This is a genomic window from Nonomuraea diastatica, assembly GCF_004349015.1.
GTDB lineage: Bacteria > Actinomycetota > Actinomycetes > Streptosporangiales > Streptosporangiaceae > Nonomuraea > Nonomuraea diastatica.
The window spans coordinates 1-25,854 of record NZ_SMKP01000058.1 but is presented as its reverse complement, the minus strand read 5'-3'; the positions used below and the strand labels follow the sequence as shown (position 1 = coordinate 25,854).

Sequence of the window (25,854 nt, the reverse complement as noted above, 5' to 3'; positions counted from 1 at the left end):
TGCTCGTAGGCGACCTCACCTACCGGGCGGCGGCTCCCGGGTCATGGGCAGGCAAGATCACCATACCCGGGTGGCGGTGGCGCAGACTGTTGACCATCTGCGTGGATTGCTGGAGCCGGCGGCGGTTGCCCAGGCCGGGGACGTGGCCACGCTCGAGCAGGTGGGCGTTATAGTGTCGTTGACGATGCTTCAGGTCCTTTCCTGGCGGGAGAAGCCACGGCTGCTGGGGACCAGGGCCGCGGCGGCGGGGGCGAGGAAGCAGACCAGCGCGCAGACGGCCAGGACCGGCCGCTGGCCGAAGGCGTCGATGGCCGGGGCGAGGAAGGCCAGGCCGACGGGGGCCAGGCCGTAGGAGACGAGGAAGTCGAGCGAGGAGACGCGGGCGAGCAGGCGCGGCTCCACCTCGCGCTGGGTGGCGGTGAACCAGGGCACGTTGAACAGCTCGATGCCCAGCCCGGCCAGCGCGTAGGCGGCGAACACCACGACCGGGTGCACCGGTAGCAGGAGGCTGAGCGGTGCGAAGCCGTACAGGGCGAGGCCGGCCAGCGCGGCCCAGCCCTGGGCGCGCGCTTTCCACCGGGCCACGAGCAGCGCCCCGGCGAGCGCGCCCAGGGTGTAGGCGGTGAGCGCCGCCGCGAGGACCGCCTCGGTGCCGTACCGGTCGCGGCTGACCAGCGGGAGCGCCACGCCGGTGGCCGAGTAACCGGTGAAGATGACGGCGGCCAGCGCGCCCAGGCCGGCCAGGAACCACGGGTGCCGCCGCGCTTCGCGTACGCCCTCACCGAACTCCCCCAGCAGCCGGGGCCGCTTCCCGCCGGCCGCCGGAGCGGGCAGGCCCCGAGGCGGCAGCAGCGCGGCGACCAGCCACAGCGCCCCGGTGCCGACCAGCAGCCACCAGGTGTCCAGGACGACCGCCAGCAGCGCGGCGCCGGCCGGCGCGACCAGGGTGGTGACGCGCACCGCCAGCGTGATGGCGGCGTTGCCCTGCTGCCGCCGGTCGGAGTCCACCACCTCGGCGGTGAGCGCCTGGAACGCGGGCCGGCACGCGCCCTGGCCGGCGCCGACGACTGCCGCCGCCACGGCCATGAGCGGGACGGAACGGCCCAGCCCGACCGCGATGAACGGGGTCGCGAGGGCGGCCGCCAGCCCGGCCCAGAACACGACGGCCCGGCGTGAGTACCGGTCAGCCAGGACTCCGCTGATCGGGACCGCGAGCAGGAAGCCCACGGTGCGGGTGGCCAGGACGATCCCGAGGCCGGCGGCGGTGAGCGTGCGGTCGAGAACGGCGAGCCCCAGCACGAACGGCAGCGCCCAGGTCGCCAGGCCCGAGGCGGTGGTGCCGCACCACAGCAGGACGAATCGCCTCTCGCGCAGGATGGAACGCGCTCGAGGCCGGAGCGGGCCCGCGCCGGTACGCGGCGATGCGGTCACGGGAGATGCTCCTCCTTGCGTGCGCTCGATCGGTCACTCCTGGAGTTCGCGCAGGTATGCGGCGAATCCTTCCAGGCCGTCGATGTTGCGCGGCCCGCTGATGCCCTCGTTGTAGTCGAGGATGTGGAAGCGGTCATTGACCACGGCGGGCAGCTTGCTGGTGGCCGGGAACTCCTTCAGGAACTCGATCTTCTCCTGGGCGGGCTTGTCCCCGTAGTCGAGGATGATGATGACCTCCGGCTTGGCCTGGACGACGGCCTCCCAGGTGACCTCGCTCCAGCGGGCGTCCAGGTCGCCGAAGATGTTCCGGCCGCCGGCGAAGCGGATGATGTCGTTGGGCGGCACCTGGCTGCCGGCGGTGAACGGCTTGTCGGTGCCCGAGTCGTACAGGAAGACCGGGGTCGGATCGCCCTTGGGCGCGTCGGCGCGTACCGTCTGGACGCGCTTGCGGTAGCCGGCGACCAATGTTCGGGCTCTGTCCTCGACGCCGAAGATCTGGCCGAGGCGTTCGAGGTCGGTGTAAAGGGCTTCGAACGGGGTGACCCGCTCCGGGTGGCCGGGGTAGTTGAAGCACGACTCGGCATGCATGAAGCTCTGGATCTTCAGGCCGTCGAGGATCTCGGGGGTGATGCCACGCTGGTCGCTGAAGCCGGAGCGCCATCCGGCGACCACGAAGTCGGACTTGGCGTCAACGACGAGCTCGCGGTTGAGCAGGTCGTCGCCGAGGAACTCGACCTTGGCGTACTCGCTCGCCCACGGCGATTCCGCGACGGGCGGGTTGGCCGGCGGCATCACGTAGCCGTGCACGTGATCGGTGAGACCGAGGGCGAACATCTTGTCCGCGCTGCCACCCTCGTACACGACCGCGCGCTGCGGAGTGGTGTACTCGACGGCCTGCCCGCACCTCTTGACCGTCACCTTGCGCGCGGCGGCAGTGTCCTGCACCTGCGCGCCGCATCCCGTGAGCAGGAGCGTGCCCGCCAGGAGCACGGCGAGGGTACGTGTGTTCACGCGACGTTTCCTTTCGTGGTTGTGGCCGAGCCCAGGTCGTAGAGCACCTGGGGAACTCCGGTCAGCGGATGCGTGACGACGCTCGCCTCGACGCCGAACGCCTCGCGGAGAAGCTCTTCGGTGACGACGTCGGCGGGCGGGCCGCACGCGACGAGGCTTCCGTGGGACAGCACGGCCAGCCGGTCGCACGCGGAGGCGGCGAGGTTGAGGTCGTGCAACGTGACCAGCACGCTCAGCCCGGATCCCTTGAGCATCGACAACAAGCGGATCTGGTGGTGCAGGTCGAGGTGGTTGGTCGGCTCGTCGAGCACCAGCACCTGCGGCTCCTGTACGAGCGCTCGGGCCACCAGGACACGCTGGCGTTCACCGCCGGACAACGACAGCACACCGCGGTCCGCCAGGTGCAGCACCTCCATCTGGGCCATGGCCCGACGGCACAGCTCCTGCTCCCGGGCGCTGAGCGCCTGGTTGCCGCGCAGGTGCGGAGCCCGGCCGAGGGCGACGATCTCCTCGACGGTGAAGTCGAGGTCCGCCCGACCTTCCTGGGTGAGCGCGGCGATCACACGCGCGCTGTCCCGCAGCGGCATGTGCGACAGGTCCTTACCGTCGATCCAGACCGCACCGCCTGTCGGCCGCAACGCGCGGTAGACGCACCGCAGCGCCGTCGTCTTGCCCGACCCGTTGGGCCCGATCAGGCCCACGACCTGCCTCGCCTCCACGGCGAGGGCCAGATCCTTGACGATGGCGGCGCCGCCGATGGTCACCGAGAGCTCATCCATCAGCAGGCGCGTCATCAGCGCCCTCCGAACAGGTAACCGCGGCGGCGTAGCAGGACGACGAACACCGGTACGCCCACCAGTGCGGTGATCACGCCCAGCGGCAGCTCGCGCGGGGCCACCAGGGTCCTGGCCACCAGATCGGCCCACACCATGAAGACCGCCCCGACCAGCGGCGCGATCGCGAGCACGCGCCCGTGCGCCGCGCCCACCCAGAGCCGCACCAGGTGCGGGATCACCAGCCCGACGAATCCGATCGCGCCGCTGACCGCGACCATCGCCCCCGTCGCCAGCGACGTCAGCACGAACAGGCCGCGGCGCAACCTGACCGTGTCGACACCCAGGCTCACTGACGTCTCATCGCCCAGGGCGAGAACGTCCAGGCTCCGTGCGAAGCGGCGCAGCACCACGACGGTGACCACGGTGACGACCGTCACGACCGGCAGCGCCCCCCACGTCGCCGCGCCGAAGCCGCCCATCGACCAGAACAGCACCGTGCTCGTCGACTCCCCGTCGGGGACGAAGTACACGATCAGGCTCATCACCGCCTGGAATCCGAACGCCATCGCCACCCCGGTGAGCACCAGCCGCAGCGGCATCAGGCCACCGGCTCCGCGCGAGGCCAGGTAGACCAGGGCGGAGACGAGCAGCGCGCCGAGAAAGGCGCCCGCCGAGACCGCGTAGATCCCCAAAGCGGTGAGCGCGCCCGTGACGCCGACCAGCACCGCCCCGGCCGACGCCCCCGACGACACGCCGAGGACGAACGGGTCGGCCAGCGCGTTGCGCACCATCGCCTGGATCGCGACCCCGACCACGCTCAGCCCTGCCCCCACCAGCACCGCCAGGAGCACGCGCGGCGTCCGCACCTGCCAGATGATCTGGTACGCCGTGACCTCGTCGGCGGAGATCGAACCGCCGGTCACAGCCGCCCACAGGTAGCGCAGCGTCTCTCCCGGCGGGACGGTCGCGGCGCCCAGGCCGATCGCCAGCAACACCGACACCGCGAGAACACCGGCCAGCGAGGTGACGATCAGGGGTGTCGCCGACGCCGTGGTGGATGGAGGATCTTCAGCTCCCGGAACGGCCGGCAGGGATGCCACATCGGAGTCCGCGGAGCCCGGCTCGGGCAACGATCTCAAAGATACTCCAGGAAAATGAGAATCATTTCCGGAAGACCGTATCATCACCGATGCCCCATGTGCGTTCGGGGCAAGGGCGCTGGACAACCGGGCTAGTCTGCTGCCGCGTACCCGTATGCGGATGGAGAGGGCGATGTCGCTGCCGAGCACCACCGACCGGCCGGGCCGGGAAGACGGCCTTCCGCCGGAGTCCGGAGCGCACCGGCACTTCGGCGGGTTCCGGCCGCCTTGGGCGTTCATCGTCCTCGTGGCCCTCCTGGCGGCGGGACGGTTCCTGCTCGCGCCGTATCTGACGGATCCGGCGCTGCAGACGTGGGCCACCGTGTTCGTTGCGGTGTGCGTCCAGGCGCTGCCGTTCCTTGTGCTGGGGGTGGCGCTGTCGGCGGCCATCACCGCGTTCGTGCCGTCGTCGTTCTGGACGCGGGCGTTGCCACGGCGCACGTATGCGGCGGTGCCGGTCGCGGGGGTGGCGGGGGCGGTGTTGCCCGGTTGCGAGTGCGCGTCGGTGCCGGTGGCCTCGGGGCTGATGGCCAGGGGTGTGGCGCCGCCGGCGGCGCTGGCGTTCCTGCTGTCCTCCCCGGCGATCAACCCGGTGGTGCTGGTGTCCACCGCGGTGGCCTTTCCCGACGACCCGTCGATGGTGGCCGCCAGGTTCGCCGCCTCGCTGGTGGTGGCCGTGCTGGCGGGCTGGATCTGGGCGCGGTTCGGGCGCGCCGCCTGGTTGCCGACGCCTCGCAGGACGGCTGGGACCGGCCAGGGTAAGGTGGGCGCCTTCCTGGACGCGATGCGTCATGACCTGCTGCACGCGGGCGGGTTCCTGGTCATCGGCGCGCTGGCCGCGGCGACGCTCAACGTGGCGATCCCCCGTGAGTGGCTGACCGCGGTGGCCGGGGTGCCGGTGGTGTCCGTGCTGGTGCTGGCCCTGCTGGCGGTGCTGCTGTCGATCTGCTCGGAAGCCGACGCTTTCGTGGCGGCCTCCCTCACGGCGTTCTCCCCCACGGCCAAGCTGGCGTTCCTGGTGGTCGGCCCGATGGTGGACCTGAAGCTCATCGCCCTGCAGGCAGGCACCTTCGGCCGCGCATTCGCCCGGCGATTCGCGCCGCTCACGCTGGTCCTCGCCATCGGAGTCAGCTTCGTCGCGGGGTGGGCACTGCTGTGAGCCGCCAGACGCAGGGCGCGGTCCTGCTGGTCCTCGGGGCGACGCTGCTGAGCATCTCCGCGTTCTCCACGACTTACCTCAACTACGTCAGACCCGGTTTCCGGCCGCTGCTCGTGGGCGCCGGCGCGGTGCTGGCGGTCCTCGGCCTGCTGTCCGTCGTCGCGGACCTGCTGGGCCGGTCGCGCGGCCGTGATCACGGCTCGCGAGTGGCGTGGCTCCTGGCCGCGCCCGTATTCGCCCTCGTGCTCATCACTCCGCCCGCGCTCGGCGCCTTCGCGGCCAGGCGCGATGACGGCTCGCCGGCACGCTCCCAGACCGCGGCCCATGGCGCCCTCGCCCGGAGCGGGGTGACGGAGCTGACCCTGGGCGAATTCATCGAACGCGCCTACGCGCCGTCAAACCCGTCGCTCGCGGGCAGGAAGGTCAGGCTGATCGGCTTCGCCGTCCCTGGTGAGGGCGGCAGAAGCTGGCACCTCACCCGGATGCGGATCCGCTGCTGCGCCGCCGACGCCCTCGCGCTGGAGGTCGCCGTCCACGGTGCGCCCGCACCGGCGGAGGATTCCTGGGTGGCGGTCACGGGAACCTGGGTGCCGTGGCCGGACGGAGTGCCCGATGACTACGTGGTCCCGGAGTTGGCCGCGACCGAGGTCACCGGCATCGAGCGGCCGGCAGAGCCGTACGAATAGGACGGAGATCTTTTCGTGAACCGGGTCACGCAGAACCTGCTCCTGCTCCTGCTCGGCGGAGCACTGCTGAAGATCTCCGTTTTCTCCGCGGACTTCGGCAACTACGTCAAGCCGGGGTTCCGGCCTCTGCTGATCGCTGCGGGCACGGTGCTGAGCCTCCTGCCGGTGGCCTCCGTGGCCCTCGACTTCCGCAGAAGCAAGGGCGTCGCGCGCCAGACGGAGCTCCTCCGCGCTCGCGCGATCGAGGAGGCGCACCTGGCGCGCCTCGTCGGCCGCGAACCCGTCACCCCTTCGCCGGATCCGTCGCACGGGCATGAGCATGCGGAAGGGCACAGGGTGGCGTCGCTGCTGATGCTCCCCACAGCGGTGATCTTCCTGGTCGCTCCCCCGGCACTCGGCTCGTTCGCCGTCCAGCAGGCCGAGCAGACCTCCCATGCGCCTCCGCCCACCCTCGTCGAGGCCCGGCCCACCGTCCTGAAGCCCGGCCGGGTGAACGTGCTGAGCATGATCGAGTTCGCCGATCTGGCCTGGGACGACCCCAGCGGCTCCCTGCGGGGCAAGACCGTCCGGCTGACGGGCTTCGTCGTGCCGTCCGGACACGGTGGCGCGTGGCACCTCACGCGCATGCGGATCGCCTGCTGCGCCGCCGACGCCCTCACGATGCAGGTCGTGGTGAAAGGTGTTCCTGCACCCGAGACGGATTCCTGGGTGCGCGTCACCGGCACCTGGATCCCGCGGAAGACGAGCGGAACGGGGACGTACAGCCTGCCGGAGATGTCCGCTTCCCGCGTAGAGCGGATAGCCCCGCCGGACGAGCCGTATGAATGAATCATCGCGAGCGCCCGCGGACTGATCCAGAGACGATCTCCCGCATCGCCATGACTACGGTTATCGTTTGCATGCTGGATCAGGACGTTGGCGGGAGATCAGGTGCGAAGACGAGCCGCGATCATGGTGACGGCACTTCTGGGAGCGATCCTTGGAGGGTGCGGCGCCCAAGAGCCCGGCGGGCAGGATGGGAGCCAGCTCACCTTGGCCGCCCCGCGCGACCTCGTCGCCGGGCCCGAGGACCCGTACTACACCCATCAGACGTTACGGGTGTGGGAGCCGCTGGTGACGGTGGACGACAAGTTGCGGCCCGCCCCCGCCCTGGCCACGTCCTGGGCCGTCGCGGACGAGGGGCGGCGCTGGACGTTCACGCTGCGGGAGGGCGTGAAGTTCAGCGACGGGACACCGCTGACCGCCGAGGCGGTGGTGGCCAACATCGAGCGGTTTCTGCGGATCGCGCCCCGGCAGTCGGCCTTCTTCAGCCTCGATGCCGGGATGGAGGCGGCCTACGGCAAGCTCAGCGAAGTCCGCGCCGAGAACGGCCACGTGGTGTTCGTCCTGAAGGAAGGTGTGGCCGATCTGCCGGGCAGGCTGGCCGGGTTCTACAGCATGGTCCAGTCGCCGAAGGCGTTCGCCGCCTCGGGTGGCTTCGCCGGCAAGCCGGTGGGCACGGGGCCGTACACGCTGGCGGGCTGGACCAAGGGGCAGCAGGCCGTGCTCGCCGCCAACCCGCGCTACCACGGCGCCGCCCCCGCCTACGACAAGATCGTGGTCCGGGTGATCCCCGACGCCAACGCCCGGGTCGCCGCCTTACGGGCCGGCGAGGTGGACGGGCTGATCGACAAGGGCGCACTGCTGCCGGGCCAGGTCGCCACGGTCAGCGGGGACAGCTCCTTCCACGTCGTCCGCAGCCCTTCGGTGCTGACGCACTACCTGACCTTCAACGCCTCCCGCGGACCGTTCTCCGACCCCCGCCTGCGCGAGGCCGCCGACCTGGCCATCGACCGGCGGGCCATCGCCGGCAAACTGCTCGCCGGCACGGCCACGCCGGGTGCGGCCTTCCTGTCGCCGGCCTTCGCCGATCTCGCCGACTCCGGCATCACCGCCGCGTACGACCCCGCCAGGGCACGCGCACTCGTGGCCGAGGCGAAAGCGCGGGCCGAGCCCGTCACCATCCTGATCTCCTCCGCCGAGACCGGGCAGTTCCCCTACACCGAAATCGCCGAGGTGCTGCGCGCCTCCTTCGAGCAGGCGGGCCTGCCGGCGAAGGTGACCGTGGCCGAGGCCACCAAGTCCGCGATGGAGGCCGGGGACTACGACATCTTCCTCAGCGCGTACAGCGTGCCCAACGGCGACGCCGACTACCTGTTCCGCCGGTTCCTGCGCTCCGACGCGTCCTGGAACGTCGAACGCAGGCTCGGCTACCGCAACACACGATTCGACGAGCTGGTCGACCAGGCCGCGACCGAGACGGACCCGGTCGCCCGCCGTGAGCTGTACCACCGCATCCAGCGGCTGCTGGCCACCGACCGCCCGATGATTGCGCTGGCCTATCAGGACAATCCCATCGTGACGACCACCAAAGTCAGCGGGATGACACAGAACGTTGCCTACGTAGCCGACCTGGGCAAGCTGGCGCCTCGCAAGTGACGGCCATCGTCCTGCGGCGCACCGGAGAGCTCCTGCTCGTGCTCCTGGCGCTGTCGCTGCTGGTCTTCCTGCCGACCTCGCTCGCGCCGGGGGACCCGGCCGAGGAGATCCTGCGCCGCGGCGGCGTCCAGCCCACAGCGGCAAGCGTCGCGTCACTCCGCGCCGAGCTCGGTCTCGACCGGCCGCTGTTCGATCAGTACCTACGGTGGCTGGGCGCCATGCTGCGCGGTGACCTCGGCCACTCCTACACCGACCGCTCCCCGGTGGCGGCCGAAATCTTCGCGCGGGTGCCGGCCACACTTCGGCTGGCGGGCGCAGCGGCTGCCGTCGCGGCAGGGCTCGCGCTGCTCGCCGCACTCAGGCTCGCGTTCAGGCCGCGGGCTCTCGACAGCCGTGTCCTCGCGCTCGTGACGGTGGCGATCGGCGGCATCCCTCCCTATATCGTGGGGATCCTGCTGATCAGCGTGGTGGCGGTCGGCTTGCGCGCGCTCCCCACAGGCGGCGACGGCAGCGCCGGCGCGGTGGTGCTGCCCGCGCTCACCCTCGGCCTGACCGGCGCAGCGACTCTGCTACGGCTGCTCCGGGCCGACCTGGCGCAGGCCTTGCGGCTGCCCTTCGTCAAATTCGCCGCTGTCAAAGGGCTGCGTCGGCGGCGTACGATCGCCGTCCATGCCCTCCGGGTGGCCGCGCCGAACGCGATCACCGCCGCGAGCCTGGTGCTCGCGGAGCTGCTGGCCGGCGCGGTGGTGGTAGAGACGTTGTTCGCCTGGCCCGGCGTGGGGCAGCTCGCCGTGGCGGCGATCAGGCAGCGGGACCTGCCCGTCGTGCAGGCGTACGTGCTGATCATCGGGGTCGCGACGGTGCTGCTCCTGGCGCTGACCGAGCTCTGCTTGTCGGCTTTCGACCCGCGGTTGCGGCGCCGATGAAGGGCCGCGCCGGGATCGCCATGATGGCGCTGGTCGTGCTGTTCTGCCTGCTCACCCCGATGCTGACCGGGTACGACCCGTACCGGCCCGATCTGGAGAGTGCCCTGCTGCCTCCCGGTCCCGGACACTGGCTCGGCACGGACCAGCTCGGCCGGGACCTCCTCACCCGAACGGCCATGGCCGGCCGCACCTCCCTTCTGGTCGCGTTCGCCATCGTCGCTGTCACGACCGCGCTCGGCACGATCGCCGGCGCCGTGGCGGGACTGGTCGGCGGCATCCTTGACCGGCTGCTGCGCTTCGCCGCCACTGTGGCTCTTGCCCTGCCCGGACTCACGCTGGCGCTCGCGCTGGCGGGCGTCCTGCGGCCGGGACACCTCACCGTGCTGACCGCCCTCGTGCCGCTCGGCTGGGTGAGCTGCGGCCTCGTCGCCCGCACGGCGACCCGGCAGGTGGTCTCCACCGACCACGTCCTGGCCGTACGGTCCATCGGCGCGTCCCGGTTCTACGTGCTCCGGCGTACCATCGGCCCGCACATTGCCGGCCCCGTGCTGACCGTCGCCACCGCCGACTTCGCCAGGACGCTCGTCGCCGTCACCTCGCTCAGCTTCCTCGGCATCGGGCTGCCCCCGCCCGACACCGACTGGGGCGGCATGGTCAGCGAGGCCATCCCGCTGCTCGTGGCCGCACCGCGTCTCGCGATCGTGCCCGCCCTCGCCCTCACCGTCACAGGGCTGGGCGTCGCTTTCATGGCGGACGCCCGTCGTGAAGTGTCCGGCGGCGACCTCCATCGCGGGTGATCGCCGGCGCCGATCGATCGCGGTGGCGGTTGATGGGTTACGCAATCGCGCGACAATGATTATCATTTGCCAAGCCTGGATCGATTTGGATCGCTTCGCAGTGAAGGGTGACGCATGTCCGCTTCTACGATCTCCGGGGTGCGGGAGGCGCCTTCGGTGCTCACTCACGCTCGCGCCACCCTGATCGGCTGTGGAGTCCTGACCGGGATCAGCGCGCTGGCGGGGATGGCGCCGCTGGTCGCCGTGGTCGAAATCAGCCGGCGGCTCCTCCAAGGCGACACGGATGTATGGCCGATCATCGTCGTCGCACTCGTGGCCCTCGCCGTCAAGCAACTCGGCACCTTCGGCGCGGGCGTGCTGACGCATCTGGCGGACATCCGGGTGTCGTTCAGGATCCGGCGGGAGCTTCTCGGCAAGCTACGCAGGATGCCCCTCGGCTGGTTCACCGACCGCAACTCGGGGATCGTGAAGAAGACGGTCGAGGACGACGTCGCCGCGCTGCACCAGCTCATCGCCCATTCGGTGGTGGAGGTCACGTCCGCCGCCGTGCCGGTGGTGGTCGCGGTCGTCTATCTGTTCGCCGTGGACTGGCGGATGGCACTGGTCAGCCTGCTCCCCCTGGCCGTCGGGCTGATCGTGTACCAGCGCGCGATGGCCGGCGCCGGGACGAAGTACCCGGAGTTCATGGCGTGGCTGACCCGGCTGAGCGGGGCCGCGGTCGAGTTCGTCAACGGCATCGGCGTCATCAAGGCCTTCGGCACCCCAGGGACGGCGAGCCGCAGGTTCCAGGAGGTGCCCCGGAACTTCGCCCGCTTCTTCCTGGACTGGGCGAAGGCGACGACCAAGGCCTCGGTCATCTCGGAGATCCTGCTGTCACCGCCGAGCGTGCTCGTCGTCATGGTGGGCGCGGGAGGCGTCCTCGCCGCCACCGGCCTGTTGCCGCTGACGAGTCTCATCACCTTCCTGGTCTTCGGGACGGTCACCACGGCGGGCCTGATGACCGTCATGATGTCGATCCACCCGCTGGTCACGGCGCTCAGCGTGGTACGCGGCATCCGGGAGGTGCTCTCCGCTCCGGAGCTGCCGATCCCGGCGAACCCGGTCGCGCCCGACGCCGAAACTCCCGGCCCGGTGGTGCGCCTGCGCAGGTGCGCTTCGCCTACTGCTGGACGAGGCCACCGCCGCCCTCGACCCGGTCAACGAGGCCGCCGTCGCCGACGCCATCGCCGAGCTCGCCCGCGACCGCACCGTCATCGTCGTCGCCCACCGCCTGTCCACGGTGGTCGCCGCGGACCGCATCCTCGTCCTCGGCCGCGGCCGGATCACCGAGCACGGCGACCACGACACCCTCCTGACGGCCGGCGGGACGTACGCACGCTTCTGGCACGAACGCGTCCGCGCCCGCGGCCGGCAGCTCCGCTGATCTCGAAGGAAACCGCCCCATCGCCTGAAGCAGCGCTCCCACGCATCGCTCGATCCGAACCTTCCCAGACGGAGAACTCACATGACATCCACCGGCATCGGCACCATCTTCGACAGCGCCGCCACCCAGTACGCCGAGGTCTCACCGCTGCTGTGGGATCGCATCGGCGAGGCGACGGTCATGACGGCCGGAGTCCGAGCAGGCGAACGTGTCCTGGACGTATGCTGCGGTGCGGGCTCCTCCGCCCTGCCGGCCGCGAAGGCGGCCGGGCCGCAGGGGCACGTGGATGCCGTCGACCTCGCCGGAGAGCTCCTCGCCCACGGCCGGCGCCGTGCCGCCGCCGAAGGGCTGCAGAACGTGCGCTTCGTCCAAGCCGACGCCACCACCTGGGAGGATCACCCCTACGACGTGGTGCAATGCGTGCACGGTGTCTACTTCCTGCCGGACATGGACGCCTCCGCCTCCCGCCTGACCGGGCTGCTCGGGCCCGGTGGACGGCTGGTCATCACCGCGTGGGCGCGGGGCGCGATGGAGGGCTTCGGCCGGCTGTTCGCCGAGGCTGTCTCGCGCGTGCGCGAGACCCCGACGGCTCCTCCCGCCAGCAAGCAGGCGGTGTCCCGGATCGACACCGAAGAGGACTTGGGCGCCTGGCTGGCCGCACTCGGCCTGGCGCAGGTCACCGTGACCCGCGCCCCTCTGCGCATCCCCCTGGACGTCGCGCTCGCCTGGCAGGTGGCACTCGGCAGCGGCTTTCGCGGCATGCTCACCGGTCTGGGGGAGTCCGCCGTCGAACAGGTGCGCACGACCTTCGCACATCTCCTCGGCGAACGGGAGATGGCCGAGCTGGACGCCACATCCCTCATCGGGACCGGAACACGTTCGTGAGCGGGCGATCTGCCTGGCGCCTCTCACCACCGCAAGTCCACCAGCTGATGACCCCGCTCCGTCGGTCCGCCGGTCTCGCGCTCCCGTTACACCGGGCATTTCCGGGGGCCGACGCTCTGCCCTGCGCCGAGGACGGTGACCTGGGCGGGGTTTTCCGGCGTTGTGGCGGCGGCCGTGCACACGATCTGCTCGATGGCGAGTGTGGACAGTTCGCCGGCCGGGGTCGACAGGGTCACCACCAGGTGGCCGCCCGGCTTGACGGTCACCGAGAACGGGCCGGCCTCGGGCGGGACGTCGGTGGTGTATCCGCGCGTCTGTTCCCTGGCGGTGGGTCCGGCTGCCAGCAGCGCGATCGTGTCCGCTTTGAACAGTGGACGACGATCGTGCCCGGGCCGCGTTACCGCGTTGAGCCGGCCGTTCTTGACGAGGTAGAGGGTGACCGTCGTGGTGGGTGCGACGGCTCCGCTCGGCGGAGGGCCGACGGGGATGACGTCGCTGGGTCGCACGCCGCAGCCGGCCACGGCGACGACCGATACGAGGCCCGCGGCGAGCGCGCGGCGGGCGGGCCAGGCCCTCACGCGGGGCCTCCCGTGTCGATCTGCCCGTCCGGATCGTGTGCCCGGCGTGGCAGGCGCAGCGTGAAGGCGGCGCCGCCGTCCGGGGCGTTGGTGACGGTGAGGTCGCCTCGGTGCAGGCGCGCGTTCTCCCGCGCGATGGCCAGGCCGAGGCCGCTGCCCTCGGACCTGGCCCTGGCCGCGCTGGCCTTGTAGAACCGGTCGAACACGTGCGGCAGCACCGCATCGTCCAGCCCCGGTCCGTGGTCGCGCACCTCGACAACGATCCAGTGCGGGTCGGCGGAGAGCCGTACCGACACCGGTGGCTCGCCGTGCCGCAGGGCGTTGCCGATCAGGTTCGCGAGGATGACGTCCACCCGGCGCGGGTCCAGCCGTGCCGTCACCGCGGGTGGAAGCTCGGTGTGCACCCGCTCCGGCCAGCCCCGGGCACGCAGGGTCGCGCGCACCAGCTCGGCCACGTCGACCTCGTTCAGCGCGAGGGCCGCGCCGCCGGAGTCGAACCTGCTGATCTCGATGAGGTCGTTCACCAAGGCGGTGAGGTTGAGCGTCTCCTGACTGACCAGCCTGGCAGCCCGGCCGGCGGGCTCGGGCAGGGCTGCCGCCTCCTCATCGAGGACGTCGGCGACCGCGGCGAGCGCGGCCAGCGGGGTGCGCAGCTCGTGGGACACGTCGGCCACGAACCGGCGGGCGTCGGCCTCCATCGCGCGTAGCTGCTTGACGTGCCGTTCCAGCTCCACCGCAGTGTTGTTGAACGTGCGTGCCACGTCGGCCAGCTCGTCGGAGCCGCGGACCTCGATCCTGGTCCCCAGCTCGCCCTCGCCGAGCAGGCGCGCCGCCCGGCCGAGCCGGCGCACCGGACGCAGCACGCCACGGGTGGCCAGCAACGCGAGGACGACCGCGAACGTCAGGGCCGCCCCACCGATGAGCCAGGCGCGCGCGGCGAGCCTGTCGATGCTGCGCTGTTCGGGATGCAGGCTGCGCACGGTGTAGACCTCGATGCCGGACGCCCGTGTCGGCTGGTCCCGCTCGGCGATCAGCAACGGCGCGCCGATGATCAGGATGGGGTGGTCTCGCACCACCACGCGTTGCCACGCGATTTGGCCGCCGGCCACCGCCCGCCGCAACTGTGGTGGAATCACCCCGGGATCCAGGGGGGTCGGCGAGTGTGTCTCGTGGTAGACGACGACCGCGAAGCTGTTCTGGTCGGTCATGGTGCGGTCGATCTCGTCGAGTTCGGCCGGGCCCGGCGCCGCACTCCGCAAGGGGAAGAGCGTCTCCAGACGGCTTCTCATCGCCTGCACCGCGGCATCCTGGGTCCGCTGCAGGATGTCGTTGCGGGCCTGGACGTACATCCCGCCGGCCACCGCCGCCGCGGTGACCACGCACAGCAGTGCGAACGCGAACAACAGCCGGGCGCGCAGTCCCAGGCTCGGCCGAGGTGTCACGGGCGGCTACACCGGCCCGAACCGGTACCCGAACCCACGCACCGTCTGCACGTAGACGGGCGCCGCCGAGTCATCCTCGATCTTCGCGCGCAGCCGCTGCACGCACGCGTCCACGAGACGCGAGTCGCCGAAATACCCGTGTTCCCACACCGACTCCAGCAGTTGCTGGCGGCTGTGCACCCGGCCCGGTGTGCCGGACAGCTCGAGCAGCAGGCGCAGCTCGGTCGGGGCGAGGCTGACCGGCACGCCGCGGTGGGTGACCACCAGCCCGGCCCGGTCGATGGTCAGGTCTCCGTGCCGCTCCAGCTCCGCCTGGTCCCGGCCGACCCGGCGGAGCACCGCGCGAATGCGTGCCTCGAGCACTCTGGGCTGCACCGGCTTGACCACGTAGTCGTCGGCGCCCGCCTCCAACCCGGCCACCACGTCCATGTCGTCGCCGCGCGCGGTCACCATGATGATCGGCACCTCTCCGGCGGCCCGGATGCGGCGGCAGACCTCGAACCCGTCCATGCCGGGCAACATCAGATCGAGCACGACGACGTCGGGAAGGTCCATACGCAGCCGGTCCAGCCCCTGCTCGCCGGACTCCACCGCGCGCACCCGGTGACCGTGCCGGGTCAGGGCCAGCTCAAGGCCCTCCCGCACGGCCGGGTCATCCTCGATCAACAACACTCGCGACACGCCGCCGAGTTTCACCGCACGCTCCGTAACTCGCCCCCCGGGCAATCCCACCCACTATCGGCCGGTCGTGTCCCCGCCTCGTCCACGCCGTGTCATGGTCGTGTCACGGTGGCGCCTGCGGTGGCCGCCGTCGAGAAACGATGACATGCGGCGGACAACGCACGCATATTCGGTGCCCATCGTAATTCGTCATGAACGAACCACGCACCATCCCACCTCGGCCCCGAGACCGGCTGTTCGCCGCGGTCACGCTGGTGCTCGCCGTTCTCCTGCTGCCCGCGGCGTTCGTCCGCCATCCCGGCCGTGCCCGCGAACTGGCCTGCCGCTGGGCGTTACGGATGCGGTTCCCCGCCGAGGACCTCACCGGGCTCACCGACGGCGCCATGGCGGCGTTCACCGCGGCGCGCACCAAGGCGCTCTGGCGTCACGGCCAGCTCATCGGCCTCACCTCGGGATACCGCGATCCCCATGTCCAGCAACGGATGTTCGACGAGGAGGTGCGCCGCTCCGGCTCCCCGGCCTCGGCACGAATGCTCGTGCTGCCACCAGCGGAATCCAGCCACGTCAAGGGCATCGCGCTGGACGTGCGCCCCCACGAAGGCGCGCGCTGGCTCGAGGAACACGGCGCCCGCTACGACCTCTACCGCATCTACGACAACGAGTGGTGGCACTTCGAGTACCGCCCAGACAGCGGCGGCACACCACCACCACGACGGCCCCACCCCGGCCTGGGCTACGTCACCGGGAACGGGGACCAGATGTAGCCCCGTTCCGATCCACCCACGTGTGCGATGTGGGGCATGACGGGTTCGCGCCCGAGAACCGAACCGAGAATCCGCCCAGCGCGCCCAAGGGTTCGGCCGGGCGTTCGGAAAGAGGACAAGAGGCATGTCACCGGGGAATGATGACAAGACCGGATTGCTGGGACGGCGCCTGCAAGCCGCGCAGGAGAGTGCGTTCGTGGGGCGGGAGGAAGAGCTCGCGGTTTTCAACGCGGCGTTGTACGGCGGCGGCTGCAGTGTTCTGTACGTGCACGGTCCCGGGGGCATCGGGAAGTCGGCCTTGTTGCGGCGGTTCGCTGCCGAGGCCGCGGCGGCAGGACGGCCGGTGTCCATGGTGGACGGGCACACGCTGGAGCCGTCGCCGGCGGCGTCCGAAGCCGAGCCGGTCCTTCATGATGCGGACGCGGTGCTGCTGATCGACGACTTCGAACGCGTTCATGGCTTGGAGGGATGGCTGCGCGAGCGGTTCCTGCCGCGCGTGCCCATGGGCGCTCTGGTGGTGATCGCGGGGCGGTATCGGCCGGATATGCGGTGGCAGGCGGATCCGGGATGGGCGGGGGTGCTGGAGGTGCTGCCGCTGCGCGACCTGCGGGCCGGAGATGCGCGGGCCCTGATGGACTCCTGCGGGGTGCCGGCCGAGTTGCGCGAGCCGCTGCTGGCTTTCGCCGGTGGTCATCCGCTGGCGCTGCTGCTGGCTGCGGCCGTGGCGGTGAAGGACGGCGGGGCCGGCCGGCGGTGGACGCCGGATCAGGACGTGGTGGGCACGTTGCTGGATCAGCTGGTGGGCGAGCTGCCTTCGGCGGCGCATCGGCATGCTCTGGAGATCTGCGCGCATGCGTACATGACGACGGAAGACCTGCTGCGGGCGGTCTTGCCGCAGGACGCCGGAACGTTGTTCAGCTGGTTGCGGCGGTTGCCGTTCGTGGAGTCGTGCAACCTCGGGCTGTTTCCGCATGACGTGGTGCGCGAGGTGCTGGAGGCCGACCTGCGATGGCGCGACCCCGAGGGGTACACGGTGATGCACGACCGGCTTCATGCGCATCTGGCGGAGAGGGTGCGCACGGCGAGCGATGTGGACGCGCCCGGCGCGGTGGCGGCCCTGCTCTACCTGCATCGCGACAACGGGGTGCCGGCCGACGTGCCCGACCGCCGCGACGAGGGCGAGTTCCAGGAAGAGCTGTTGCGGCAGGAGGACATCGGCACGCTGGTCCGGGTGGCGACGGCGGCGGAGGGTACGGCGTCCGCGGGCTGCGCCGCCTTCTGGGCGAGCCGTCAGCCGGAGGCGTTCCGGCTGTACCGGCGGGCCGAAACCGGCGAGCCCGTGGCCTTCTCCGCCTGGCTGCGCCTGGCGGAACTCGATGAGCAGGAGCTGACGGCCGATCCCGTCGTGGCCGCGGCGTGGGCGCATGCGCGTGCCACCACGCCGTTGCGCGGCGGTGAACCCCTGGCGGTCAACCGGCTATGGGCGCTGCCGCCGTATCGCGAACGCTCGCCGCTGATGGAGGTGATCCAGTGGCGAGTGATCGCCCATTGTTTGCGGGCCGAGCGCATGGCATGGTCCTATATCGCGATACGGCATTCGGACCAGGCGTGGGTGGAGCGTTTACGGCATTACGGGATGCTTACCATCTCCGAGCAGCCGCGGCCGGGCGAGGACGCCTACACCCTGTTCGCTCATGACTGGCGCGCGGTGCCGGCGCAGGCGTGGCTGGAGCGGATGAACCAACCGCTCGTCGCGGGCCCTGCCGGCGGCCCGAGCGCCGTCACGGCGGAACTGGCGGTGCTGTCGCGAGCGGAGTTCGCCGAGGCGGTGCGCAAGGCGTTGCGCCACCTGTCGCGGCCGGACGCGCTGGCCGCATCCCCGCTGACGCGCACCCGGCTGATCGCCGAGCGGGCCGGGCAGGATCCGGCCACGGCGCTGGGCGACGTGCTCCGTCATGCGATCGACGACCTACGCGACGATGCGCGCTCGGTCAAGTTCTACCGGGCGCTGTCCGTCGCCTTCCTCCGCGGCGCCCCTACCCAGGAACTGGCCGCGGAACAACTCGGCCTGCCTTTCACCACCTACCGCCGACATCTGACGGCCGGCATCGAACGTGTCTGCGCCGGCCTGTGGCACCGGGAGTTGTACGGCACCAGCGCACCGGCGTGCCGATCCACCTGAGCCACGTCGTGCCGGACGCGGCCGAGGGCGTGTCAGCCGGCAAGGGCGAAGCCGGCCGCCGCCTCCGCGTGCAGCCGAGCGCTCGGCAGCACCGGGATGGCGCTGTCCTTCTCACCGATCAGCAGCTCGATCTCCGTGCAGCCGAGGATGACGCCTTCGGCTCCGTCGTCCGCGAAATCATCGATGATCTGGGCGTACGCGTCCCTGGACGATTCCCGGAGCACCCCGCGCACCAGTTCGTCGAAGATCACGCGATGGACCAGTTCCCGCTGCTCACGCCGCGGGACGACCACGTCGAAGCCGTGGGCGGCCAGCCGATCCCGGTAGAAGGGCTGCTCCATGGTGAAGTGCGTGCCCAGCAGACCGACCTTGCGCATGCCCCTGGCGCGGATCTCGGCGCCCAGGGCGTCGGCGATGTGCAGCACGGGCACGCTCACGGCCCGCTCCACGTCGTCGCTCACCCGGCTGAAGGTGTTGCTGCAGATGAGCAGGAGGTCGGCGCCGAGATCCTCCAGTTTCCCGCCCGCATCGGTCAGCAACGTACTCACCTCGTCCCAGCGGTCGGCGAAGATGAGGTTCTCGACGGTCGTGTAGTCGACCGACCAGATGAGGCTGTTGGCGGAATGGCTGCCGCCGAGTCGCTCGCGTACCCGCTGGTTGATGATCTGGTAGTAGATCACCGTCGATTCCCAGCTCAACCCGCCGATGAGACCGATCGTGCGCATGAAACTCCGTTTCGCCAGCTTGTGCCGGCAGGCTAGACGGAGTGCCTGCTCATCGAGAAGCCCAAAAGCTGTTCAGCACAGGATCCGCGATCACCACAGACACCGGGCACGTTCAGGTGTGATGCTGTCAGGTGAGCGCGCATGGCCCGGGTCGGTGACAACCTTTGGCTTCACCGAGAGCTGGCGCGAAGGTGATGCGACAGTCGCGCTGGCCCTCCCGGGCGCCGAGGTGCAGATCATGCTCGACGCCCACGACCCCGACGCCCCGGTCGGGCCACTGTTCATCGTCGACAGCGTCGAGGCCTTCCACGCTGCTCGCCCACAGATGCTTGCCGTGGTCGAAGCGCCCTCGGAGATCCCCGGCGGCTTCCATGCCACCTACAAGGACCCGGGCGGCGCGACCATCTATGTGAGCCAAGGGTCAGGCGCCGGCCAGCGCACGGGCGCAGACACCGAGCCCGGCCTCGCTGGAGGCCTTGACGAGCACCACGTCTCCCGGTTCGAGCAGCGCGCCGGCCAGTCTGAGCGCCCCGGCCACGTCCGCGACGGTGTGGACGGCCACCTCCGGGTTCGAGGACTCCGCCGCCTCCGCCATCGCGACCGGATCCCCTGCTCCGACCGCGATCAACACGTCGAAGCGGAGTCCGGCGACGAGGCGGCCCATCTCCGCGTGCCGGGCGCGCGAGGCGTCCGCCTGCTGCCCCATCGCGCCGAGCACCGCGACGGTACGACGGGCGCCGGCCAGGGCCTTCACCGCCCGCAGCCCGGCCCGCATGGATTCGGGATTGGCGTTGTAGGCGTCGTTGACGATGGTGATGCCGTCAGGTCGTTCGACGATTTCCAGCCGTCCCGCGGAGCGCCGCCGTGCGGCGTTCAGCCCATCGGCGATCTCGGCGACGCCCAGGCCGAGCACGGTGGCGACGGCGGCGGCGGCCAGGGCGTTGCTCACCTGGTGCTCGCCTATGAGGTCGAGCTCGACCGGGGCGCGGCCGGAGGGCGTCACCAGCTCGAACGCGGTTCGCGCCCGGTCGGCCATCCGCACGTTCCCGGCCCGCACCTGCGCCTCCGCCGACCTGCCGTACCACAGGATCTGGGCCTTGGTGCGGCCGGCCATGCCCATGACGTACGGGTCGTCGGCGTTGAGCAGGGCGAACCCGTCCGCCGGAAGTGCCTCGACCAGCTCGCCTTTGGCCTCGGCCACGTCGGCCGGCCCGGCTCCCATCCGCTCCACGTGTGCGGTGCCGACATTGAGCACCAACCCGACCTGCGGCGGTGCGAGCCCGGTCAGGTACGTCAGGTCACCCTTCCGGCCCGCACCCATCTCCAGCACCAGGTATCGGGTGGCGGCATCGGCGCGCAGCACGGTGAGCGGCAGCCCGAGCTCGTTGTTGAACGACCTGTCGGTGGCGACCGTCGCGGCGTGCCGTTCGAGCACCTGGGCCAGCAGGTCCTTGGTCGTGGTCTTGCCCACGGAGCCGGTCAGGCCGATCACGACCGGGCTGATGTGTTCGAGCAGGTGCCTGGCCAGCAGGCCTAGGGCGAGCTGGACGTCCTCGACCACGAGGGCGGGCACGCCGACGGGCCTTGAGGCCAGCACGGCGACGGCGCCGCCCGCGATGGCACCGGCCGCGTAATTGTGACCGTCGACGCGAGCGCCGACCGTCGCGGCGAACAGGCCGCCAGGCACCACCTCGCGGGAGTCGACCGCCGAGGGCGCCGTCACCGGCGCCTCCGGGTCGCGTACCTCGTGGAGGCTCGCGCCGACGACCCGCGCGATCTTGTTCAGCGTCATGGGAATCATGAGCCGCTCCTGGCGAACGCCAGGTCGATGAGGCGGCGCAGCAGGTCCGGGTACGGGACACCGCTGGCGGCCCAGGCCCTGGCGTAGACGGAACGGGAGGTGAAACCGGGCATGGTGTTGATCTCCAGCACGTACAGGCGTCCCGTGTCCTGCTCATAGAGGAAGTCGACACGGGACAGGGCGTAGCCACCGATCGCCCGGAACGCGCGCAGGGCCAGCTCGCGCACGTCCTCGGCCACGCGCTCCGGAAGCGCTGCGGGGATGGTGGCGATCTCGGCCCGGCTGAGGTATTTCGCCTCATAGTCGAGCCAGTCGCCGGGCACGATGAGCTCGCCGGGCACCGAGGCGTCCGGCGCGTCGAAGCCGCCGAGCACGCCGCAGACGATCTCGCGCGCCGTCACGCCCTGCTCGACGACGACCACCCGGTCGTAGGCCAGCGCCAGATCCACGGCCGCGCGCAGCTCCTCCATGGAGGTGACACGTGAGATGCCGATGGAGGAGCCCATGTTGGCCGGTTTGACGTACATCGGCCAGTCGAGCGACTTCACCACACCCCAGTGGTCGGTGGTGGCGCGCCACTCGTGCTCGGTGAACCACACATGTGGGGTGACCGGAATGTCCTCCGCCAGGAACGTGCGCCGCATCGCGACCTTGTTCATGCCCACGGCCGAAGCCAGCACGCCGCAGCCCACGTACGGGATGCCCAGCGTCTCCAGGAGTCCCTGGACGACGCCGTCCTCGCCGAACGGCCCGTGCAGCACGGGGAAGACCACGTCCGCCAGATCGCGTCGCGGCTCCACCGGCCACCTGCCCTGCCGGTCGATGATGACGGCGACGGGCTCGTACAGATCCCTCGGCAGAGCGTCGAGCACGGCCTGCGCCGACTGCAGCGACACCTCGTGCTCGGCGGACGGCCCGCCCGCCAGCACAGCCACGCGCACGCGTTCGGTCACGATCGATCAGCCTTCCTCAGTGGCACGGAGACAACACCGCAAGCGGCACGGTGTTCGCCGCCGCAGGACCAGCCTGCCGAGTGTCGGCTCTTCGCCTGGCCAGTTACCAGGCCATTCGCTGTCCGGTTCCCGAGCAAAGCGCACCCGCGGTGTGCCGCGACCACGGATGTCGTACGCACGCGTCTTCTCCGCGCCCCGCTCGCACCGCTCGTACCCGCACTCCACGCCGCTGAGCACCGAGCACGCCGCCTCGAGGAGGTGGCGCCCCGAGAATCCGCCGTTGCATCGTCGCCGCGCGGATGAAACCCGCCGAACACCACTGTTCACCGCTCTTGTACGGCTACGACGCCTGAAGGCTGACGGAGAACGTAGATTCTTTGCCAGAGAAGCCGTGAAAGCCCAGACCGACGAGGGAGCGCGTCGTTGCGCTCGGCCGGACTGCGTAGCCATGACAGAATCGAGGTCGGCACCCAGGTGAAAGCCGCAGTGAAGTGTCCCGACATGTCGCGCGGTGCGCGCCTGACCGCCCATGGATCCGTCTCCACGTCCCTGGCCTTGTGCAGTGATCGCGCCCTGCGCGAGCTCGTGGACACGGCCGTGCCGATCGGATCCGGCATCGGCGGGAAGTCGGCCCTGCTGGAGGTCGCCGGGACCCCGGTCTTCGTGAAGCGGGTGCCCCTCACCGATCTGGAGAGGCGACCTGAGCACGTCCGGTCCACGGCGAACCTGTTTGATCTGCCCGTCTTCTGTCATTACGGCGTCGGCGTCATCGGCGGGCCGAGCTTCGGGGTCTGGAGGGAGCTCGCTGTGCACACCATGACGACGAACTGGGTGCTTGCGGCCGAACACGAGGGCTTCCCCCTCATGTATCACTGGCGGGTGTTGCCGGACTCGACGCCCCTGCCCGAAGAACTTGCCGACATCGAACGGGCCGTGGCTTACTGGGGCGGCGGATCGCAGGTACGCCGCCGGATCCAGGCTCTCCAGCAGTCGTCGGCGAGCGTCGCGCTGTTCCTGGAGTACATCCCGCAGAACCTGCACCAATGGTTCAGCACTCAGGTCGAGGCAGGAGACCACGCCGCCAGCCGGGCCTGCGCCATGGTGGAGAGGGAGCTGGCGGCCGGCATCTCCTTCATGAACAGCCGCGGGCTCCTGCACTTCGACGCGCACTTCGAGAACATCCTGACTGACGGCCGGCGCCTCTACTTCGCGGACTACGGCCTGTCCATCTCCTCCGGGTTCGAGCTGTCCCCGGACGAGGCCGACTTCGTCGACCGGCACCAGACCTACGACCGCTGTTACACCGCCACATACCTGATGAACTGGCTGGTCACTGCTCTGTACGGACTCCAGAGGGGGGACGCGGAGGGTCGCTACGCGCTGGTGCGCGCCTACGCGGAGGGCAGGCGCCCCACGGGGATCCCCGAGGAGGCCGCGGCGATCCTCGCCCGGCACGCGCCGATCGCCGCAGTGATGTCCGACTTCAACCGTACGTTCCAGCGCCAGAGCAGACGGACCCCGTACCCGCTGGAGGCGATCCGCCGGCTCGGCGGGAGGTACAGCTCCTCCTTGTGCTGACGGAGCGTCAGGGCGCGTCGCGGTACAGGTCCCGTTTCTCGGGCAACCGCTCGAGGCCGGCCGACTGGTAGGTGGCGACGGCGCCGACGTTGGAGCTCGGGGTGCACACGACCACGCTGGACGAACCCACCTCCTGGAGTGCGCGCGCCGCGGCGGCCGTGATCGCCCGGCCGTACCCGTGACCGCGGTGCGCGCGGTGCACCCCCATCGGCTCGATCAGCCCTGGCCTGCCCTCACCCGCCGGCCACACCGCCACGGCCGCCACCGCCTCGCCCTGCTCGTTGCGCACGACCAGGCACCGCGCGCCGGTATACGGCACACCTGCCGCCATGGCGTGCCAGCGCTCGTCGGTGAACGTCGACCCGTCGAACGACGCCCGCAGGACCGCGGCCCACTCATGGGCCTGTTCCGGCCCGATGGCCTCGACGCGGACGCCGGGATCCGGCACTGGCGCGCCGAGGTCACGCCGAAGTGGCGTCCACGGCTCGCCACTCTCCCAGCCGCCCCTGAGCAACAGGTCCTGGACCAGCGCACCCGCCGGCGCCTCGATGTACACCTTGCCCTCAAGCAGCACGCCACGCTCAGGCGCCGACACGTCCTCGGCCACCTGCCGCGCCAACTCCTCGTCCCGCAACGCCTCTGGCGCGAACGCCAGCCGCAGCAGGTCCGCACCATCCAGCAGCCCGACCGCCAGAACGTCCCCGGCCCGGCTCCAGGTCCGCGTGGCCTGCGCCGTCCGTTCCGCGCCGAACCGCCAGAACCACCCCACATCCCCCGGATGCACCTGCACGGGCCCTCCGTCGTGCTGCCACTCCCCCAGCACCCGCACCACGTCACCGAGCCCGTCGACGCCAGGCCAGCCCATGTCGATCGCCATCCCCCGATCACACACCACACATCGGCCCGCCGCACCTGTATTTCCCGCCCGCCGCCAGTGACCGGCGTCGCCTGATCATGTCCCGCTGACCTGCCCGAGGACGCTCGTGTGCGGCGGTGTCCAGAGCCTCCGATGATCGACGCGTTCAAACCAGCTCGGCCGAGCCTCGGTGCTGGTCACCCGGTTGCCGTGGGCCGGAGGGCGCCGGCTTCCGCGTCAGGCCGGGCCGAGAACGCAGAACTCGTTGCCCTCCGGGTCGGCCAGAACGATCCACGGGACGTCGCCCTGGCCGACGTCGGCGGGCGTCGCGCCAAGGGCCTGCAAGCGGGCTACCTCCGCCGCCTGACGGTCACCGCGGTAGGGAAGCAGGTCGAGATGGAAGCGGTTCCACACGGTCACGCCGGACGTGCGAAGGAACTTCAGATACGGCCCGACACCCTGGGCGGAGCGCATCAGCGCCTGATCGTCGGTGACCTCGTGCAGGGTCCAGTCCAGCGCCTCGTCCCAGAACCGGGCCATGGCCCGCGGGTCTGCGCAGTCGACCACCACCGCGGCGATCGGCCCGGTGTCCCGGTAGGTCTCCCGGGGTTCCAGCACGCAGAACACGTTGCCCTCCGGGTCGGCCAGGACCGTCCACGGGACGTCGCCCTGGCCGACGTCGGCAGGCGTCGCACCGAGCTCCTTCAGGCGCGCGACCAACTCCGCCTGATGGGCCGCGGAGGTGGTGGCGAGCTCGAGGTGCACGCGGTATTTCACCGTTTCGGGGTCCGGGACGGTGACGAGATCGACGTAGAAGGCGTCGGGGTCCGGCCAGGTGAAGCCCTCGGGTTCAAGATTGGTCACGCCGGGCCCCTCGCTGGAGACACCCCAGCCGAGCGCCTGCGCCCAAAACCGGCCCAGCGCCGCGTCGTCCCGAGCCTTGATATTCACCTGAACCAGTCGCAGTGCCATGCTGCCAACCCTATTCCCAGGCTTCGCGGTCGGGCCGGCGGATCCGACCGTTACCGCGGCAGCCGCTCGCGAAGACGAACGCCGGGCGATTCTCAGGAGAGCGGCGCGTCACGGAGGCGGCACTTCCCCTGCTGCGCAGATCACCGAACCCCAACGTGGTCACCGTTTCGAGCAGTGCCGGGTCGTTTTTGGGCGGTGAACAACCCCGACCGGCCGGAGTTCCACGTGACGGCGGCACTCTACTCTGCGTCCAAATCGGTTGCCACCATGCTGACGGTTCAGTACGCCAAGGCCCAGCCGGGCATCAAGTTCAACGCACTCGAGCCCGGCTTCACCGACACCGACCTGACCGCGGCCCTCGGAGGCGGCAGGTCGCCGGAAGAGAGCGCCAGAACCGTCGTGCGCCTGGCAACTCTCGGCGCGGACGGTCCGACAGGCACCTTCCAAGAGGAGACCGGGGCGTTGCGCTGGTGAGCGCAGAGGAACGATCGCGGGCAGCGCAGTCACCCTGCCCGCGATCGTTCCTGCACGGCGTGCGAGTTCCGGCGCCGTGCCGCTCACCCATCGTCGGCGCGCAGGGCCGTACCGAGGATGTGGAAGGAGACCGGGGT

25 protein-coding genes and 2 pseudogenes are annotated in these 25,854 nt (G+C 70.7%); 13 read left to right on the top strand and 14 right to left on the bottom strand.

All coding sequences use genetic code 11. The annotated features are described in order from the left end of the window. Positions 1-189: 189 nt before the first annotated feature. Genes E1294_RS21150 through E1294_RS21135 form a run of 4 tightly spaced genes read right to left on the bottom strand, consistent with a single transcriptional unit; the run spans position 190 to position 4,357 of the window. Entirely contained in the window at positions 190-1,431 is a 1,242-nt protein-coding gene (locus E1294_RS21150; RefSeq protein WP_132510674.1) for an MFS transporter, read from the bottom strand. Positions 1,432-1,464: 33 nt separating this feature from the next. Then, complete coding sequence (locus E1294_RS21145) at positions 1,465-2,442, bottom strand: ABC transporter substrate-binding protein (RefSeq protein ID WP_132510672.1); 978 nt, start codon at positions 2,440-2,442, stop codon at positions 1,465-1,467. Continuing rightward, positions 2,439-3,236 (bottom strand): ABC transporter ATP-binding protein, encoded by a 798-nt coding sequence (locus E1294_RS21140; protein WP_132510670.1) that lies wholly within the window; start codon positions 3,234-3,236, stop codon positions 2,439-2,441. Before E1294_RS21140 ends, E1294_RS21145 begins: the two co-directional genes overlap by 4 nt. Beyond that, positions 3,236-4,357 carry a FecCD family ABC transporter permease gene (locus tag E1294_RS21135; RefSeq protein WP_425465216.1) on the bottom strand — a complete coding sequence of 374 codons (1,122 nt, stop codon included), beginning with the start codon at positions 4,355-4,357 and terminating at the stop codon, positions 3,236-3,238. The genes E1294_RS21140 and E1294_RS21135 overlap by 1 nt, the downstream gene beginning before the upstream one ends. A gap of 133 nt (positions 4,358-4,490) precedes the next feature. On the opposite strand from E1294_RS21135, the gene E1294_RS21130 reads away from it, so the two are divergent. The 7 genes and pseudogenes from E1294_RS21130 to E1294_RS58110 form a co-directional block, all read left to right on the top strand. Further along, complete coding sequence (locus E1294_RS21130; RefSeq protein WP_246083161.1) at positions 4,491-5,516, top strand: permease; 1,026 nt, start codon at positions 4,491-4,493, stop codon at positions 5,514-5,516. After that, positions 5,513-6,202 (top strand): TIGR03943 family putative permease subunit, encoded by a 690-nt coding sequence (locus E1294_RS21125; protein ID WP_165977400.1) that lies wholly within the window; start codon positions 5,513-5,515, stop codon positions 6,200-6,202. The genes E1294_RS21130 and E1294_RS21125 overlap by 4 nt, the downstream gene beginning before the upstream one ends. Positions 6,203-6,217: 15 nt before the next feature. After that, a complete protein-coding gene (locus tag E1294_RS21120; protein ID WP_132510664.1) occupies positions 6,218-7,030 on the top strand; it encodes a TIGR03943 family putative permease subunit in 813 nt (270 codons plus the stop codon). A gap of 102 nt (positions 7,031-7,132) precedes the next feature. Further along, positions 7,133-8,680 (top strand): ABC transporter substrate-binding protein, encoded by a 1,548-nt coding sequence (locus tag E1294_RS21115; RefSeq protein ID WP_132510662.1) that lies wholly within the window; start codon positions 7,133-7,135, stop codon positions 8,678-8,680. After that, positions 8,677-9,606 (top strand): ABC transporter permease, encoded by a 930-nt coding sequence (locus E1294_RS21110; protein WP_132510660.1) that lies wholly within the window; start codon positions 8,677-8,679, stop codon positions 9,604-9,606. The genes E1294_RS21115 and E1294_RS21110 overlap by 4 nt, the downstream gene beginning before the upstream one ends. After that, positions 9,603-10,403 carry an ABC transporter permease gene (locus E1294_RS21105; protein ID WP_132510658.1) on the top strand — a complete coding sequence of 267 codons (801 nt, stop codon included), beginning with the start codon at positions 9,603-9,605 and terminating at the stop codon, positions 10,401-10,403. Before E1294_RS21110 ends, E1294_RS21105 begins: the two co-directional genes overlap by 4 nt. Before the next feature lie 114 nt (positions 10,404-10,517). Continuing rightward, positions 10,518-11,324: pseudogene (locus E1294_RS58110) on the top strand (ABC transporter transmembrane domain-containing protein); the annotation flags it as partial. A gap of 238 nt (positions 11,325-11,562) precedes the next feature. On the opposite strand, the gene E1294_RS54615 reads toward E1294_RS58110, so the two are convergent. Next, positions 11,563-11,868, bottom strand: coding sequence for a hypothetical protein (locus tag E1294_RS54615; RefSeq protein WP_220447846.1), 306 nt, complete (start codon positions 11,866-11,868; stop codon positions 11,563-11,565). 39 nt (positions 11,869-11,907) lie between these two features. On the opposite strand from E1294_RS54615, the gene E1294_RS21095 reads away from it, so the two are divergent. Beyond that, complete coding sequence (locus tag E1294_RS21095) at positions 11,908-12,711, top strand: class I SAM-dependent methyltransferase (protein ID WP_132510656.1); 804 nt, start codon at positions 11,908-11,910, stop codon at positions 12,709-12,711. Between the two features lie 86 nt (positions 12,712-12,797). Here the strand turns inward: E1294_RS21095 and E1294_RS21090 are convergent, their stop codons facing one another. From E1294_RS21090 to E1294_RS21080, 3 genes are read right to left on the bottom strand one after another with little or no spacing between them, the layout of a single operon-like run. Further along, positions 12,798-13,289: a GerMN domain-containing protein gene (locus E1294_RS21090; protein ID WP_132510654.1), complete on the bottom strand. Its 492-nt coding sequence runs from the start codon at positions 13,287-13,289 to the stop codon at positions 12,798-12,800. Further along, positions 13,286-14,731, bottom strand: coding sequence for a sensor histidine kinase (locus E1294_RS21085; protein WP_132510652.1), 1,446 nt, complete (start codon positions 14,729-14,731; stop codon positions 13,286-13,288). Before E1294_RS21085 ends, E1294_RS21090 begins: the two co-directional genes overlap by 4 nt. Before the next feature lie 6 nt (positions 14,732-14,737). Beyond that, a complete protein-coding gene (locus E1294_RS21080; protein ID WP_165977402.1) occupies positions 14,738-15,412 on the bottom strand; it encodes a response regulator transcription factor in 675 nt (224 codons plus the stop codon). Positions 15,413-15,603: 191 nt separating this feature from the next. Here E1294_RS21080 and vanY-N point away from each other — a divergent pair, with 191 nt between their 5' ends. From vanY-N to E1294_RS21070, 3 genes and pseudogenes are all read left to right on the top strand, one after another. Then, entirely contained in the window at positions 15,604-16,176 is a 573-nt protein-coding gene (vanY-N, locus tag E1294_RS21075; protein ID WP_132510648.1) for a D,D-peptidase/D,D-carboxypeptidase VanY-N, read from the top strand. Between the two features lie 124 nt (positions 16,177-16,300). After that, positions 16,301-16,462: pseudogene (locus E1294_RS58105) on the top strand (hypothetical protein); the annotation flags it as partial. 291 nt (positions 16,463-16,753) lie between these two features. Next, positions 16,754-18,358, top strand: a complete 1,605-nt coding sequence (locus tag E1294_RS21070; protein ID WP_220447844.1) for an ATP-binding protein — start codon at positions 16,754-16,756, stop codon at positions 18,356-18,358. 32 nt (positions 18,359-18,390) lie between these two features. Here E1294_RS21070 and E1294_RS21065 read toward each other — a convergent pair whose 3' ends face one another. The 4 genes from E1294_RS21065 to E1294_RS21050 all read right to left on the bottom strand — a co-directional run bounded on the left by E1294_RS21065 (position 18,391) and on the right by E1294_RS21050 (position 21,837). Then, positions 18,391-19,083 carry an aspartate/glutamate racemase family protein gene (locus tag E1294_RS21065; RefSeq protein ID WP_132510644.1) on the bottom strand — a complete coding sequence of 231 codons (693 nt, stop codon included), beginning with the start codon at positions 19,081-19,083 and terminating at the stop codon, positions 18,391-18,393. A gap of 127 nt (positions 19,084-19,210) precedes the next feature. After that, the gene (locus E1294_RS21060) at positions 19,211-19,456 is read right to left on the bottom strand and encodes a hypothetical protein (protein ID WP_132510642.1); all 246 of its coding nucleotides are present in this window, start codon (positions 19,454-19,456) and stop codon (positions 19,211-19,213) included. Between the two features lie 48 nt (positions 19,457-19,504). After that, a complete protein-coding gene (locus E1294_RS21055; protein ID WP_132510640.1) occupies positions 19,505-20,884 on the bottom strand; it encodes a UDP-N-acetylmuramoyl-tripeptide--D-alanyl-D-alanine ligase in 1,380 nt (459 codons plus the stop codon). Next, a complete protein-coding gene (locus E1294_RS21050; protein WP_132510638.1) occupies positions 20,881-21,837 on the bottom strand; it encodes a D-alanine--D-alanine ligase family protein in 957 nt (318 codons plus the stop codon). Before E1294_RS21050 ends, E1294_RS21055 begins: the two co-directional genes overlap by 4 nt. A 501-nt stretch (positions 21,838-22,338) precedes the next feature. On the opposite strand from E1294_RS21050, the gene E1294_RS21045 reads away from it, so the two are divergent. Then, positions 22,339-23,415 carry a protein kinase family protein gene (locus tag E1294_RS21045; protein ID WP_132510636.1) on the top strand — a complete coding sequence of 359 codons (1,077 nt, stop codon included), beginning with the start codon at positions 22,339-22,341 and terminating at the stop codon, positions 23,413-23,415. 7 nt (positions 23,416-23,422) lie between these two features. Here E1294_RS21045 and E1294_RS21040 read toward each other — a convergent pair whose 3' ends face one another. Both E1294_RS21040 and E1294_RS21035 read right to left on the bottom strand, forming a co-directional pair. Then, the gene (locus E1294_RS21040) at positions 23,423-24,292 is read right to left on the bottom strand and encodes a GNAT family N-acetyltransferase (protein WP_132510634.1); all 870 of its coding nucleotides are present in this window, start codon (positions 24,290-24,292) and stop codon (positions 23,423-23,425) included. A gap of 216 nt (positions 24,293-24,508) precedes the next feature. Further along, entirely contained in the window at positions 24,509-25,243 is a 735-nt protein-coding gene (locus E1294_RS21035) for a VOC family protein (RefSeq protein ID WP_132510632.1), read from the bottom strand. A gap of 195 nt (positions 25,244-25,438) precedes the next feature. Between E1294_RS21035 and E1294_RS21030 the strand changes: the two genes are divergently transcribed. After that, positions 25,439-25,717, top strand: a complete 279-nt coding sequence (locus E1294_RS21030; RefSeq protein WP_220447843.1) for a Rossmann-fold NAD(P)-binding domain-containing protein — start codon at positions 25,439-25,441, stop codon at positions 25,715-25,717. Positions 25,718-25,854 lie beyond the last annotated feature (137 nt).